Raw genomic sequence first — 13688 nt, 5'->3', positions numbered from 1 at the left:
AATCGCCATGACGACGTCCGCTTTGAACGCAAAGTCAGCCTTCGAACTCCAGCTCGCCGGTTATGGTCTGACGACGGCGAAAGTTTTCTACCACTTGCCTGATCACCCGCATCTGCTGCAGCTTTTCGTCTGGCAGGATTATGACCTCGCGCCCGATTTTCCGGTGCTCAATCATTTCATCGAATTCTGGAATCGGGAAATCGACGGGCCGTTGCATTCGGTCAGCTATACGCATTTCCGGCTGCTTGGCCCCTCGGACTGGAGGAATGTGCAGGGCGAGATCGTCCTGCATTAGGAGCATTTCCAGCAAAAGTGTGAAGCGGTTTTGCGTAGGATAATGCGACAAGAACAAACAGTAGGGGTGACAATTCAGGTGGGGTTGGCATAGCTCCGTCCGCCGAAGATGGCCGAGCCGACACGCACCGATGTCGCGCCGAAACCGATGGCGGTTTCATAATCGCCCGACATGCCCATGGAGAGCTTTTCGACCTGTGCCTCGCGGGCGAGCTTTTCCAGAAGCGCGAAATGCGGCCCCGGATTTTCATCCGCAGGCGGGATGCACATCAGCCCCTCGATGGCGAGGCCGTGTTCCTTGCGGCAGCGCTCGACAAAGGCGACGGCTTCCTTCGGCGCAATGCCGGCTTTCTGTTCTTCAAGTCCGGTATTCACCTGCACGTAGAGCTTTGGGGCCTTGTTCTGCTTTTTGATCTCGACAGCGAGAGCTGCGGCGATCTTTTCGCGGTCGACGGTTTCGATGACATCGAAGAGGGCGACGGCATCGGCGGCCTTGTTGGATTGCAGCGGGCCGATGAGATGCAGTTCGATGCCGGAATAATCGTCGCGCAGTCCAGGCCATTTGGCTTGTGCTTCCTGCACGCGGTTTTCACCGAAGACGCGCTGGCCTGCGTCGAGGACCGGGCGAATTTCTTCGGCATCGAAGGTTTTCGATACGGCGACGAGCGTCACGGAAGCCTTGTCGCGCTGTGCTTCCTCTTCGGCATTGGCGATTGCGGCCTTGACCGTGTTCAGGTTCGCTACGATATCTGACATGAAACTCTCGCTTTCAGGCTTTTCATCCGCAAAAGGTTGACGCTTTCGCCAATACGTGGTGAAGGTCGCCATTAAACATCGACTCTCCTTATTGCATCACCTTCGTACGAGTAAATACGGTCATGGCAGCCGAACGTTATAATCCGCGCGTGGCGGAAGCTCATTGGCAGAAAGTCTGGGAAGAAGACCGGACCTTCGAAACCGACAATAGCGACAGCCGCGAGAAATATTATGTGCTCGAGATGTTCCCCTATCCATCGGGGCGCATCCATATGGGCCATGTGCGCAACTATGCGATGGGTGACGTTGTCGCCCGTTACAAGCGCGCCAAGGGTTTCAACGTGCTTCATCCGATGGGATGGGACGCGTTCGGCATGCCTGCGGAAAATGCAGCGATGCAGAACAAGGTTCATCCGAAAGAATGGACCTACCAGAACATCGCCACGATGCGCAGCCAGCTCAAATCGATGGGGCTTTCGCTCGACTGGGCGCGTGAATTCGCGACCTGCGATGTGGAATATTATCATCGTCAGCAGATGCTGTTCATCGATCTTTTCGAAAAAGGTCTGGTGACGCGCAAGACCTCCAAGGTCAACTGGGACCCGGTCGACAACACCGTGCTTGCCAACGAGCAGGTGGTGGACGGTCGGGGCTGGCGTTCGGGCGCGCTGGTCGAACAGCGCGAACTGACGCAATGGTTCTTCAAGATCACCGATTTCAGCGAGGAATTGCTGGCCGGTCTCGACACGCTTGACCAGTGGCCGGAAAAAGTCCGCCTGATGCAGCGCAACTGGATCGGCAAGTCGGAAGGCTTACAGGTTCGTTTCACGCTCGACGGCAAGACGGCGCCGGAAGGTTTCTCGGAAGTCGAAGTCTATACCACACGCCCCGACACGCTGTTCGGTGCGGCTTTTGTCGGGATTTCCGCCGATCATCCTTTGGCCAAGAAGCTTGCCGAAAACAATGCATCGCTGACCGGCTTCATCGAAGAATGCCACCAGCACGGCACCTCGCTTGCAGCGCTTGAAACCGCTGAAAAGAAGGGTTTCGATACTGGCGTCAAGGTCAAGCATCCGTTCGACGAGAACTGGGAACTGCCGGTCTATGTCGCCAATTTCGTCCTGATGGAATATGGCACGGGCGCGGTGTTCGGCTGCCCGGCGCATGATCAGCGCGACCTGGATTTCGCCAACAAGTACAAATTGAAGGTTACGCCTGTCGTTATGCCGAAGGGCGAGGATGCGGCAGGCTTCAGCATCGGCGAAACGGCCTATACCGACGATGGCGTGATGATCAACTCACGCTTCCTCGACGGCATGACGCCGGAAGCGGCCTTCAATGAGGTGGCGAACCGTCTGGAACAGACCAGTCTCGGCAACAGCCCGCAGGCAAGCCGCAAGGTGCAGTTCCGTCTGCGTGACTGGGGCATTTCGCGCCAGCGCTATTGGGGCTGCCCGATCCCGATGATCCATTGCGAAAGCTGTGGCGTCAATCCGGTGCCGCGCGCCGATCTGCCGGTCAAGCTGCCGGACGATGTCGAGTTCGACCGTCCGGGCAATCCGCTCGACCGTCATGCAACATGGCGCCATGTGAAGTGCCCGAAATGCGGTGCCGATGCGCGTCGTGAAACCGATACGATGGACACGTTCGTCGATTCGTCCTGGTACTATGCGCGCTTTACGGCACCATGGGAAAACGAACCGACCGACCGCAAGGTCGCCGATCACTGGCTGCCGGTCGATCAGTATATCGGCGGTATCGAACACGCGATCCTGCATCTGCTCTATTCGCGTTTCTTCACCCGCGCGATGAAGGTGGCCGGTCACGTCGGCATCGACGAGCCGTTCAAGGGCCTGTTTACGCAGGGCATGGTGGTGCACGAAACCTACAAGGCCAACGGCCAGTGGGTGGCACCTGCCGACATTCGTATCGAGGAAACCGACGGCAAGCGCAGCGCGGCCCTGCTCTCGACAGGCGAGCCGGTGGAAATCGGTTCCATCGAGAAGATGTCGAAGTCGAAGAAGAATGTTGTCGATCCGGATGACATTATCGCTTCCTACGGTGCTGATACCGCGCGCTGGTTCATGCTGTCTGATTCGCCACCCGAGCGTGACGTGATCTGGACGGAAGCCGGTGCCGAAGGCGCCCATCGTTTTGTGCAGCGCGTCTGGCGTCTGGTGGCGGAAGCTGCCGAACATCTGAAGGACGTTGCGCCCAAGACCGGGACGCAGGGTGAAGCCCTTGTTGTTTCCAAGGCTGCGCACAAGGCGGTCAAGGCTGTCGGTGACGATATCGAGAAGCTCGCCTTCAACCGTGGCGTTGCCCGTCTTTATGAGCTGGTCAACACGGCTGCTGCATCCCTGCAGCAGGTGGCTTCGGGCAATGCGGATGACGAGTTGAAGAGTGCCGTCCGTGACGTCACCGAAAAGCTCATCCTGATGCTGGCGCCGATGATGCCGCATCTGGCTGAACAGTGCCTGGCCGTACTTGGCGGCAAGATTGCCGGTCGTGAAACGCTGGTTGCCCGCAGTGCCTGGCCGGAATTCGATCCGGCATTGGTGGTGGAAAACGAGATCGTTATGCCGGTGCAGATCAACGGCAAGAAGCGTGGGGATTTGACAATCGCCCGCGACGCTGATCAAGCTAGCATCCAGCAGGCGGTGCTCGAACTTGACTTCGTCAAGGCTGCGCTCAACGGGAGCTCGCCGAAGAAGGTTATCGTGGTGCCGCAAAGGATCGTCAATGTCGTTGCCTGACCGCTTTTTCTCCGCAATCAAAGCTTTCCGGGTTGCGTTTTTCGCACTCGGGGCCGCGGTTCTGATGGCTGGATGCACCGTGCAGCCGCTTTACTCCTCCGGCGCTGGTGCCGGTGGAACCATAGGCGGCAGCGTGACGCCGGACATGCGCACCAAGCTTGCTTCGGTGGCCATCGATCCGGCCGGCGATGTGTTTCAGCAGCAGGTCCGCAATCGCCTGATCTTCCTGCTTGGCGGTGGTGCCGGTGAACCGGCCAACCCGACCTATCGGCTTGGTCTTGGCCTGAGCAGCAATACGATCTCCGCGGTGAGTGTGGATATTGGCGATCAGACCGACCGTACAGGCCGTCCATCGGCTGGTATCGTCAAGGCGACGTCGAACTTCGTGCTGCGTGACAAGGACGGCAAGCCGCTTGCCGCAGGCACCCGCACGGTTGGCGCTTCCTTCGACCGTCCGCGTCAGGAATTCGCAAACCTTCGTGCTGAACGCGATGCGCGCAAGCGCGCTGCCGAAGAACTTGCCGAACAGGTGTTCCTCGCTCTGGCGCAGAAATTGTCGAAGCTCTGATTGGGCTTCGACCTGACATCGAAAAGCGGTGCCGCAAGGTGCCGCTTTTTTTGTTTTAGATACTAGAAAAATTGCAGTAAATTCAGAAGGGTAACATTGCTGTGCCTTGCCAACATTCATGTGTCTTCTTGTTTTTCATGAAGTGATTGGCAACCTGAATGCTTCTGCGGGCGCATGATGCGTCCGCTGGTTCAAACCAGTTTTTACAGGAGTAGTTGGATGAAGCGGTTTTCCATGACGATGGGCAGTCTCGCGATTTTGGCCGGGCTGGCGGTTGCCGGTCCTGCGATGGCACAGGAAAAGACAGCGCCGTTGCAATGGCAATATTTCCAGGCGGATGAGAATGGCTTCAATCGTACGCCTGTCCTTCTGACCGGAGACAAGGAAGCCATCCTGCTCGATGGCGGCTTCACGCTTTCGGACGGCAAGGCGGTTGCCGAGAAGATCAAGGAAACGGGTAAGAAGCTGACCACGATCTATGTGAGCCAGAGCGATCCGGACTATTATTTCAGCCTTGGCCCGATCAAGGCCGTCTTTCCTGATGCGCGCATCATCGCAGCCCCTGAAACGGTCGATGCGATCAAGGGTAATATCGAGGCGAAACTGAAGGTCTGGGGTCCGCAACTCAAGGACAATGGCCCGCAGAAACTGTCGGATGTCGTTATTCCCGAAGCTTCCGATGTGAAGGCGCTGGAGCTTGAGGGCAATGAGATTGAAATCGTTCCCGCCGAAGGCATGACGAACAGGCGTTATCTCTGGGTGCCTTCATTGAAGGCGGTGTTTGGCGGTGTTCTGATAACGGCAGGCGAGCATGTCTGGCTTGCCGATACGCCCGATCTTGCCCAGCGTGAGGCATGGATCAGAAATCTCGATACGATTGCTGCACGCAATCCTGAAGTGGTTGTTCCGGCGCATATGAAGCCCGGTTCGGCGACGGATGTTTCGGCAATCAAGTTCACCCGCGATTATATCGCGGCCTTCGACGAGGAAGCGGCGAAAGCCAAGGATAGCGGCGAACTGATCGCAGCAATGAAGAAGCGTTATCCTGATCTTGGCGGTGAAAGCAGCTTGGAACTCGGTGCAAAGGTCATCAAGGGCGAGATGAAGTGGGAATAAGCTGGAGCATTTCCAGCAAAAGTGCGAAGCGGTTTTGCGTAGGATAATGCGTAAAAACAAAAAGATAGAGTATTTTCAACGATTAAATTTAAACTGGAAATGCTCTAGTCTCAAATTGACAGGCGGCTATAAAGGCGGTGTGGATTTCACGCCGCCTTTTCATTTGCAGGGGCCCGATCAAACCATGCGTCTCGTTTCGTTTTCTGCCAAAGGCTATCGCTCGCTGCGTTCCGTCCGGTTTGATCTCGGACAGGTGACGGTTTTCGTTGGCGAGAATGGTGCCGGAAAATCCAATCTCTATCGGGCGTTGCAACTGGTGAAGGCGGCGGCGGAGGGCAATCTCTCTACTGAAGTGGTGCGCGAAGGCGGGATGCAATCGGCCATGTGGAGCGGCAATCGCCGCAAGCACGAATCGGCGCGCATCATTCTGGAAGCGGACTTTGAAGACGAGCGGCTCGCCTCGCGTCTTTCCTATCGTGTCGAGGCAGGTCTGCCGCCGCCGGTTTCCGGTGCCTTTCCCTTCGAGCCGCAGATCAAGGAAGAACAGCTCAATCTCGATACCGGTCGTCGCCCCGTGGATCTGATGGATCGGCGCGGACCTGCGGTTTTCGCGCGGGACGGGGAAGGGCGGCGCATGGAGCACCCGGCGCGCCTGCTGACTTCGGAAAGCGGGTTGGCAGTGCTTGGGCAATCCGGCCATTATCCGGAGATAGGCGATCTTTCCGCGCAGATACGTGGCTGGCGCTTTTACCACGGTTTTCGAAGCGACCGTGATGCGCCGGTGCGTCAGCCGTCCATAGCCGCAACTGCTGCGATGCTGGACGAGGACGGTGGCAATCTTGCCTCCGTCTTTGCCACGCTTGCCCATATCCGGCAGGATACGGTCGACCTTGATCGTCTGGTTGCCGACGCGCTGGAGGGTGCCAAGCTGGTCGTTCCCTATCCGGAAGAAACGGCGACTTTCGGCCTGAATTTCCCGGCTTTCCCGCCGCGAACATTTCGCCCCGGAGAATTGTCCGATGGACAGATTCGCCTGCTGGCTCTGGCGGGTGCACTGCTTTCCTATCGCGTGCCGCCACTGATCGCGCTCAACGAGCCGGAGGCAAGCCTGCATCCCGATATGATCCCGTCACTTGCCCGCATGATCGCGCAGGCATCCGAACGCAGCCAGATATGGGTGGTGACTCATTCAGCCGCCCTTGCCAGTGCCATTGCGGAGCAATGCGGCGCAAGACCGATCCGGGTGAGCAAGCAGGACGGGGAAACGGTGCTGGAATAAAAAAGGCGAGCCGATGGCCCGCCTTTTCATGTCTCTGAAAATCGTCGATCAGGCGATCTTCTGACCGGTCTTCGCCCAATCGGCGAGGAAGGTTTCGAGGCCCTTGTCGGTCAGCGGATGCTTGACCAGTGCCTTGAGCGTTGCCGGAGGCGCGGTCACGACATCGGCGCCGATGAGGGCTGCTTCCTTGACATGATTGACGGTGCGAACCGAAGCGGCAAGAATTTCGGTGCGGTAATCGTAATTGTCGTAAATCGTGCGGATTTCGGCAATCAGCTCCATGCCGTTGATGCCGGTATCGTCGAGACGGCCAATGAACGGCGAAATGAAGGTCGCGCCGGCCTTGGCTGCCAGAAGCGCCTGATTGGCCGAGAAGCAGAGCGTCATGTTGACCTTGTGACCATCAGAAGACAGAGCCTTACAGGCTTTCAGTCCGTCGAGGGTTACAGGCAGCTTGATGCAGATATTGTCAGCGATCTTGGCGATGACGGCCGCTTCCTTCATCATCTGCTCATATTCGGTCGCGGCAACCTCGGCAGAAACCGGGCCCTTGACGATGTTGCAGATTTCCTTGGTCACTTCGATAATGTCACGACCCGACTTCAGGATGAGGGACGGGTTGGTGGTCACGCCATCGACCAGCCCAAGGTCGTTGAGCTCGCGGATTTCCTTGACGTCCGCAGTGTCCACGAAAAACTTCATAACAGCGTTCCTCCATAATGAGCGCGGGTGGATTTGAGGAATTTAAAACCATTTAATTCCCGGAAGGTGGCTTTTCTTTAGCGCAAAGCCGCGCCAAGGTCACGCGATCATGTCGAAAGATTCGCACGATATTGCAAACCCCATTTCTGGTCTGTTTCCGGAGCTCGCACCACGGGTCGTTCCCGTACTCGTGCCCATGCCCGCGGAGCGGCCTTATTCATATATGGTTCCGGAAGGGATGAACGTCCAGCCCGGATCGATCGTGCGCGTGCCGCTCGGACCTCGTGAGGTGGCGGGGATCGTCTGTGAGGGGGAAACCGACGCCGTTGACGCCAGAAAGTTGCGGGCGATTTCCGAAGTTTTCGACTGCCCGCCGGTGGGAGCCGACATGCTGCGCTTCATGCGTTGGGCAGCTGACTACACGCTTTCGCCGCCAGGCATGGTGGCGCGCATGGTCCTGCGTGTGCCAGCTGCATTTGATCCCGAACCATCGGTGCCGGGTCTTCGCTATTCCGGCGGTGAACCGGAGCGTATGACCGAAGCGAGGTCGCGGGTGATGGAGCTTGCCCGCGACGGGCTTGCATGGACCAGATCCGGCCTTGCCCATGCGGCGGGTGTCTCCATGACGGTCGTGGACGGGTTGAAGACGCAAGGTATTTTCGAGGAAGTCATGCTGCCGCCGCCAGCCGTGGTGGCAAAGCCCGATATCGACTATGCACGGGCCACGCTTTCGGAAGACCAGCAGGCGGCGGCTGAAATGCTGTCGGAAGCTGTCGAAGCCGATTGTTTTTCGGTTTCACTGCTCGATGGCGTGACCGGATCGGGCAAGACCGAGGTTTATTTCGAAGCCGTTGCCAAGGCGATCGAGCAAGGCAAGCAGGTGCTGATTCTCCTGCCTGAGATCGCGCTGACACAACAGTTTCTCGACCGGTTCCACGATCGTTTTGGGGCAAAGCCTGCCGAATGGCATTCCGACCTTGCACCCCGCACCCGGGAGCGCGTCTGGCGGCAGATTGCCGAGGGCACGGTGCGGGTTGTGGCGGGCGCGCGGTCGGCGCTTTTTCTGCCCTTCAAGGAACTGGGATTGATTGTCGTCGATGAAGAACATGACCCGGCTTACAAACAGGAAGACCGTGTTTTCTACAATGCGCGCGACATGGCAGTGGTGCGCGGCCATATCAGCGGCTTTCCGGTGGTGCTGGCATCGGCCACGCCATCCATCGAGAGTCAGGTCAATGCGGAGCAGGGACGCTACAAGCGAATCAAGCTTTATGGTCGCTATGCAGAAGCCGCACTGCCCGATCTGAAGACCATCGACATGCGGCGTTCTCCGCCACCGCCGGGCCGTTTTTTGTCGCCCGCACTGACCGAAGCTGTCGGCAGGACGGTGGAACGCGGAGAGCAGGCGCTTTTGTTCCTCAACCGGCGTGGTTACGCGCCTTTGACCTTGTGCCGGGTCTGCGGCCACCGCTTCCAATGTCCGCAATGTTCAAGCTGGCTCGTGGAACATCGTTTTCGCGGGCAGCTGATGTGTCATCAGTGCGGCTATCATGAGCCGGTGCCGGAGGCTTGTCCCGAATGCGGTACGCTGGATCATCTGGTTGCCTGCGGTCCCGGTGTGGAGCGCATCGCGGAAGAAGTCGCGGCAACGTTCAGCGAAGCGCGAATCATAGTTCTTTCGTCTGATATGGCAGGCGGCGTGAAGCGGCTGCGGCTGGAACTCGATGCTATCGCAAAAGGCGAGGCGGATATCGTGATCGGTACGCAGCTTGTTGCCAAGGGGCATAACTTTCCCAACATGACATTGGTGGGTGTCGTGGATGCCGATCTGGGGCTTGCCAATGGCGATCCCCGCGCGGCTGAGCGTACCTTCCAGCTTCTCAATCAGGTGACTGGACGTGCCGGTCGAACCGGTCGCAAGAGCCTCGGACTGATCCAGACCTACCAGCCGGATCATCCGGTGATGCGGGCAATCGTCAGCAGCGATGCAGGCGCATTCTATGCCCGTGAAATTGAGGAGCGCGAACGCAGTACTTTGCCGCCTTTCGGGCGGCTCGCCGCGTTGATTATTTCCGCGGACAACCGGCCCGAAGCCGAAAATCATGCGCGTGCGCTTCGCCGTGCGGCACCCTCATCCCCGGAGATTTCCGTGCTCGGGCCCGCCGAGGCACCGCTTGCGCTCGTGCGGGGAAGACACCGTTTCCGCATTCTGGTGCACGGGACCAAACGCGCCGACATTCAAGGATTTATCCGCGTCTTGCTCGCCGCCGGGCCGAAGGAAAAAGGCTCGATAAGGGTGCAGGTGGATATCGATCCGCAAAGCTTCCTTTGACATGCCTTTGAGATGCAAAGGCGTGGAAGATAGCCGAAAATTCCGCTACAGATTTCCAGTTTGGTTTGATTGTGGGGAATATTCTATCTGATTATCTCTCCGCATGTCTTGATCCCAAAACCGGTTCCCACTTTTGGGAGACATGCTTATACGGCAAGAAACGACGAGGGTAATTGCGATGGAATTCTATCTTCCTGCCACGACCGGAGAATGGCTTGCCTGGGGCTCTGCCGCCATCACGGCGCTTGCTGGTCTTGTCATGCTTTTTGCGCCCGGCATAACGATGAAGCTGTTGCGGCTGCAGCCGATCAATGGCCGTCCCGAAGGTTACGGTTCCATCCGTGCGACGCTCGCCGGACCCTATCTCGGCGTGGGGATCGGATGCCTCGTTTTCGCGCAGCCATTCCTCTGGGTCGTATTGGGTTCCGTCTGGGGATTTGCGCTGTTCGGACGCTTCATTTCGATGATGTCGGATGCGGGTGGGCGCAAGGGCGGACCGAGCGGCGGACGCTTCTATGGCGGTCTCGCAGCGCTGGTGGAGTTCGTGCTTGCAGCAGGTCCGCTGCTCTACGCTTTCGGCTTCATTTCCTGATCGGAAAGAGCTCTGTTCTGCACTTCTGACGTGCAGGCTGCGCAGGGGAAGATAGCATCGCTGCGGTGGATGCGACTTTTTTGACCGCGAAAGGCGGCAAATCTTACACAAAAGTGCCGGATTCGCGTGTTGCGAGTCCTGTTCGTCTATGCTAGACGGCAATCACATTTCGGTGTTGACGTGCTCGCGCGTCAGTGGTTTTCCGGAAACATTCAATAAAATCATCCGCTTGGCGTCCTGAATAAGATTGGGTTCCAAAAGGATGGTTTCAACGTAGAGAGCAGGTTGTTCGTGGCTGAAACGTCTTCGCTCATTTCAGGTGTCGCACAGCGTTACGCCGGATCTCTTTTCGAGCTCGCACTCGACGCGAAATCCGTTGCGGCTGTGGAAAAAGATCTTGACCGTTTCGAGGCGCTTCTGAGCGGAAGCGAAGACCTCAAGCGACTGATTTCCAGTCCGGTATTTTCTTCGGAAGATCAGCTTCACGCCATCGGCGCTCTCGCCGACAAGGCGGGCATCAAGGGTCTGGTCGGAAATTTCCTGCGCGTTGTCGCGCGGAACCGTCGTCTCTTCGCCCTGCCGGGCATTATCGCCGCTTTCCGCAAGATTGCTGCCGAACATCGCGGTGAAGTCTCCGCCGATGTCATCTCCGCGCATGAACTGAGTGCTGCGCAGCAGAACGAATTGAAGGCAACGCTGAAGGGCGTGGCCGGCAAGGACGTGACGATCAATGTCACCGTCGATCCGTCGATCCTCGGCGGTCTTATCGTCAAGATGGGTTCGCGTCAGATCGACACGTCCCTTCGCACTAAACTTTCTTCTCTCAAGCTTGCACTGAAAGAGGTCGGCTGATGGACATCCGCGCCGCGGAAATTTCCGCTATCCTGAAAGAGCAAATCAAGAACTTCGGCAAGGAGGCTGAGGTCTCCGAAGTCGGTCAGGTTCTTTCCGTTGGCGACGGTATCGCCCGCGTCTATGGTCTGGACAATGTCCAGGCCGGTGAAATGGTCGAATTCCCTGGTGGCATTCGCGGCATGGCGCTGAACCTTGAAAGCGACAATGTCGGCGTCGTTATCTTCGGTGCCGATCGTGACATCAAGGAAGGCGACATCGTCAAGCGTACCGGCGCAATCGTTGACGTTCCGGTTGGTCCCGGCCTGCTCGGCCGCGTCGTCGACGCTCTCGGCAACCCGATCGACGGCAAGGGCCCAATCGTTGCTACCGAGCGTCGCCGCGTCGACGTGAAGGCACCGGGCATCATTCCGCGCAAGTCGGTTCATGAGCCAATGTCGACCGGCCTCAAGGCTGTTGACGCTCTGATCCCGGTTGGCCGTGGCCAGCGCGAGCTGGTCATCGGTGACCGTCAGACCGGCAAGACCGCTATCATTCTCGACACCTTCCTGAACCAGAAGCCGATCCACGACAACGGCCCGGACAGCGAAAAGCTTTATTGCGTTTACGTTGCTATCGGCCAGAAGCGTTCGACCGTCGCTCAGTTCGTCAAGGTTCTCGAAGAACGCGGCGCTCTGGAATATTCGATCGTTATCGCGGCTACCGCTTCCGATCCGGCTCCGATGCAGTATCTCGCTCCGTTTGCGGGCTGCGCCATGGGCGAATATTTCCGCGACAACTCGATGCACGCCCTGATCGGCTACGACGATCTGTCCAAGCAGGCTGTCGCTTACCGTCAGATGTCGCTTCTGCTCCGCCGTCCTCCGGGCCGCGAAGCTTATCCGGGCGACGTTTTCTATCTGCACTCCCGTCTTCTCGAACGCGCTGCAAAGCTCAACGACGAAAACGGCGCTGGCTCGCTGACGGCTCTGCCGGTCATCGAAACGCAGGGCAACGACGTTTCCGCCTTCATTCCGACCAACGTGATCTCGATCACCGACGGCCAGATCTTCCTCGAAACCAACCTGTTCTACCAGGGTATCCGTCCGGCTGTTAACGTCGGTCTGTCGGTTTCGCGCGTTGGTTCTTCGGCGCAGGTCAAGGCCATGAAGCAGGTCGCCGGTTCGATCAAGGGCGAGCTCGCCCAGTATCGTGAAATGGCCGCCTTCGCACAGTTCGGTTCGGATCTGGATGCCTCGACCCAGCGTTTGTTGAACCGTGGCGCACGTCTGACCGAGCTTCTCAAGCAGCCGCAGTTCTCACCGCTCAAGACGGAAGAACAGGTTGCTGTGATTTTCGCCGGCGTGAATGGCTATCTCGACAAGATCGCCGTCAACCAGGTTGGCAAGTTCGAAGCAGGTCTTCTTTCTTCGCTGCGCACCGAGCACAAGGATGTGCTGGATGCGATCCGCGACGAAAAGGCGCTCACCGACAACATCAAAGCAAAGCTCAAGGCAGCGGTCGACGCGTTCGCCAAGTCTTTCGCTTGAATTTTGTGACGGGATGAACGGATGCCTTCACTAAAGGATCTGAGAAACCGTATCGCCTCGGTCAAGGCGACGCAGAAAATCACCAAGGCGATGCAGATGGTCGCCGCGGCGAAGCTGCGCCGTGCCCAGGAAGCCGCGGAAGCCGCAAGGCCTTATTCGCAGCGCATGGGTGCCGTTCTCGCAAATATCGCACAGAACGTAACCGGCGAAGATGCGCCGGCTTTGATGGCCGGTACGGGCAAGGACGACGTGCATCTGCTCGTCGTCTGCACCGCAGAACGTGGCCTTTGCGGCGGTTTCAACTCGCAGATCGCGCGTCTGGCGCGCGATCATGCCCGCAAGCTCCTCGCTGAAGGCAAGACGGTCAAGATCATCACGGTCGGCAAGAAGGGCGCAGATATTCTGCGTCGCGAGTTTGCCTCTCTGATTATCGACCACGTCAATTTGCGCGAAGTCAAGCAGCTCGCTTTTGTGCATGCCGACCAGATCGGCCACAAGGTGATCGAGCTGTTCGAACAAGGCGAATTTGATGTCTGCACCCTGTTCTATTCCGAATTTAAATCGGTGATTGCACAGATTCCAACTGCACAGCAGATCATTCCGGCTTCGGCTGGCGATGTTGCGCAGGCGGAGACTGCAGGCGATGCGATCTATGAGTACGAACCTGATCCTGCGGCGATCCTGAGTACGCTGATCCCGCGCAACATTTCGGTCCAGATTTTCCGCGCTCTGCTGGAAAATGTGGCGGGCGAAATGGGTGCGAAGATGAGCGCGATGGACAATGCGACGCGTAACGCCGGTGACATGATCAACAAGTTGTCGATCACGTATAACCGTCAGCGTCAGGCTCAGATCACCAAGGAACTGATCGAAATCATTTCGGGCGCGGAAGCGCTCTAATCGGAAGGTAAA

General features: G+C 57.9%; 12 protein-coding genes and 1 pseudogene. 10 read left to right on the top strand and 3 right to left on the bottom strand.

From position 1 onward, the window contains the following. Positions 1 to 7 precede the first annotated feature (7 nt). Positions 8 to 295, top strand: coding sequence for an usg protein (locus KWJ32_RS19335; RefSeq protein ID WP_006471250.1), 288 nt, complete (start codon positions 8 to 10; stop codon positions 293 to 295). 74 nt (positions 296 to 369) lie between these two features. Here KWJ32_RS19335 and KWJ32_RS19330 read toward each other — a convergent pair whose 3' ends face one another. After that, on the bottom strand, positions 370 to 1050 hold the full coding sequence (locus KWJ32_RS19330) for a YggS family pyridoxal phosphate-dependent enzyme (RefSeq protein WP_040130051.1): 681 nt from the start codon (positions 1048 to 1050) through the stop codon (positions 370 to 372). Between the two features lie 122 nt (positions 1051 to 1172). Here KWJ32_RS19330 and leuS point away from each other — a divergent pair, with 122 nt between their 5' ends. The 3 genes from leuS to KWJ32_RS19315 all read left to right on the top strand — a co-directional run bounded on the left by leuS (position 1173) and on the right by KWJ32_RS19315 (position 5490). Beyond that, positions 1173 to 3806 (top strand): leucine--tRNA ligase, encoded by a 2634-nt coding sequence (gene leuS, locus KWJ32_RS19325; RefSeq protein ID WP_012091253.1) that lies wholly within the window; start codon positions 1173 to 1175, stop codon positions 3804 to 3806. Further along, entirely contained in the window at positions 3793 to 4374 is a 582-nt protein-coding gene (gene lptE, locus KWJ32_RS19320; RefSeq protein WP_010661475.1) for an LPS assembly lipoprotein LptE, read from the top strand. The genes leuS and lptE overlap by 14 nt, the downstream gene beginning before the upstream one ends. A gap of 288 nt (positions 4375 to 4662) precedes the next feature. Next, positions 4663 to 5490 carry an MBL fold metallo-hydrolase gene (locus KWJ32_RS19315; RefSeq protein ID WP_231771492.1) on the top strand — a complete coding sequence of 276 codons (828 nt, stop codon included), beginning with the start codon at positions 4663 to 4665 and terminating at the stop codon, positions 5488 to 5490. Here KWJ32_RS19315 and KWJ32_RS28280 read toward each other — a convergent pair. Then, positions 5465 to 5653, bottom strand: a pseudogene (locus KWJ32_RS28280) (hypothetical protein). The gene KWJ32_RS19315 and the pseudogene KWJ32_RS28280 sit on opposite strands and share 26 nt — an antisense overlap. A gap of 21 nt (positions 5654 to 5674) precedes the next feature. Here KWJ32_RS28280 and KWJ32_RS19310 point away from each other — a divergent pair. Continuing rightward, positions 5675 to 6769 carry an AAA family ATPase gene (locus KWJ32_RS19310; protein WP_256886169.1) on the top strand — a complete coding sequence of 365 codons (1095 nt, stop codon included), beginning with the start codon at positions 5675 to 5677 and terminating at the stop codon, positions 6767 to 6769. Positions 6770 to 6817: 48 nt separating this feature from the next. On the opposite strand, the gene fsa is transcribed toward KWJ32_RS19310, so the two are convergent. Beyond that, positions 6818 to 7471, bottom strand: coding sequence for a fructose-6-phosphate aldolase (gene fsa / locus KWJ32_RS19305; RefSeq protein ID WP_010661472.1), 654 nt, complete (start codon positions 7469 to 7471; stop codon positions 6818 to 6820). Positions 7472 to 7580: 109 nt separating this feature from the next. Here fsa and KWJ32_RS19300 point away from each other — a divergent pair, with 109 nt between their 5' ends. The 5 genes from KWJ32_RS19300 to KWJ32_RS19280 all read left to right on the top strand — a co-directional run bounded on the left by KWJ32_RS19300 (position 7581) and on the right by KWJ32_RS19280 (position 13676). Next, positions 7581 to 9803 carry a primosomal protein N' gene (locus KWJ32_RS19300; RefSeq protein WP_125300881.1) on the top strand — a complete coding sequence of 741 codons (2223 nt, stop codon included), beginning with the start codon at positions 7581 to 7583 and terminating at the stop codon, positions 9801 to 9803. A 178-nt stretch (positions 9804 to 9981) separates the two neighbouring features. After that, entirely contained in the window at positions 9982 to 10395 is a 414-nt protein-coding gene (locus KWJ32_RS19295; RefSeq protein WP_094514223.1) for a DUF4345 domain-containing protein, read from the top strand. A gap of 291 nt (positions 10396 to 10686) precedes the next feature. Beyond that, positions 10687 to 11247 (top strand): F0F1 ATP synthase subunit delta, encoded by a 561-nt coding sequence (locus tag KWJ32_RS19290; RefSeq protein WP_012091258.1) that lies wholly within the window; start codon positions 10687 to 10689, stop codon positions 11245 to 11247. Beyond that, positions 11247 to 12776 carry a F0F1 ATP synthase subunit alpha gene (gene atpA / locus KWJ32_RS19285; RefSeq protein WP_012091259.1) on the top strand — a complete coding sequence of 510 codons (1530 nt, stop codon included), beginning with the start codon at positions 11247 to 11249 and terminating at the stop codon, positions 12774 to 12776. The genes KWJ32_RS19290 and atpA overlap by 1 nt, the downstream gene beginning before the upstream one ends. 21 nt (positions 12777 to 12797) lie before the next feature. After that, positions 12798 to 13676, top strand: coding sequence for a F0F1 ATP synthase subunit gamma (locus KWJ32_RS19280; RefSeq protein ID WP_012091260.1), 879 nt, complete (start codon positions 12798 to 12800; stop codon positions 13674 to 13676). The last annotated feature ends 12 nt before the right edge of the window (positions 13677 to 13688 follow it).

The sequence above is a fragment of the Ochrobactrum sp. BTU2 genome (genome assembly GCF_024539785.1).
GTDB classification, from domain to species: domain Bacteria; phylum Pseudomonadota; class Alphaproteobacteria; order Rhizobiales; family Rhizobiaceae; genus Brucella; species Brucella anthropi.
This window is presented reverse-complemented; position numbering and strand designations above follow the sequence as displayed.

Coding starts and splice junctions, on each gene's coding strand:
- KWJ32_RS19310 (WP_256886169.1), top strand. CDS start 5,675: ATGCGTCTCGTTTCGTTTTCTGCCAAAGGCTATCGCTCGCTGCGTTCC.
- KWJ32_RS19295 (WP_094514223.1), top strand. CDS start 9,982: ATGGAATTCTATCTTCCTGCCACGACCGGAGAATGGCTTGCCTGGGGC.
- leuS (WP_012091253.1), top strand. CDS start 1,173: ATGGCAGCCGAACGTTATAATCCGCGCGTGGCGGAAGCTCATTGGCAG.
- KWJ32_RS19300 (WP_125300881.1), top strand. CDS start 7,581: ATGTCGAAAGATTCGCACGATATTGCAAACCCCATTTCTGGTCTGTTT.
- KWJ32_RS19330 (WP_040130051.1), bottom strand. CDS start 1,050: ATGTCAGATATCGTAGCGAACCTGAACACGGTCAAGGCCGCAATCGCC.
- KWJ32_RS19335 (WP_006471250.1), top strand. CDS start 8: ATGACGACGTCCGCTTTGAACGCAAAGTCAGCCTTCGAACTCCAGCTC.
- KWJ32_RS19280 (WP_012091260.1), top strand. CDS start 12,798: ATGCCTTCACTAAAGGATCTGAGAAACCGTATCGCCTCGGTCAAGGCG.
- fsa (WP_010661472.1), bottom strand. CDS start 7,471: ATGAAGTTTTTCGTGGACACTGCGGACGTCAAGGAAATCCGCGAGCTC.
- atpA (WP_012091259.1), top strand. CDS start 11,247: ATGGACATCCGCGCCGCGGAAATTTCCGCTATCCTGAAAGAGCAAATC.
- KWJ32_RS19315 (WP_231771492.1), top strand. CDS start 4,663: ATGGCACAGGAAAAGACAGCGCCGTTGCAATGGCAATATTTCCAGGCG.
- lptE (WP_010661475.1), top strand. CDS start 3,793: ATGTCGTTGCCTGACCGCTTTTTCTCCGCAATCAAAGCTTTCCGGGTT.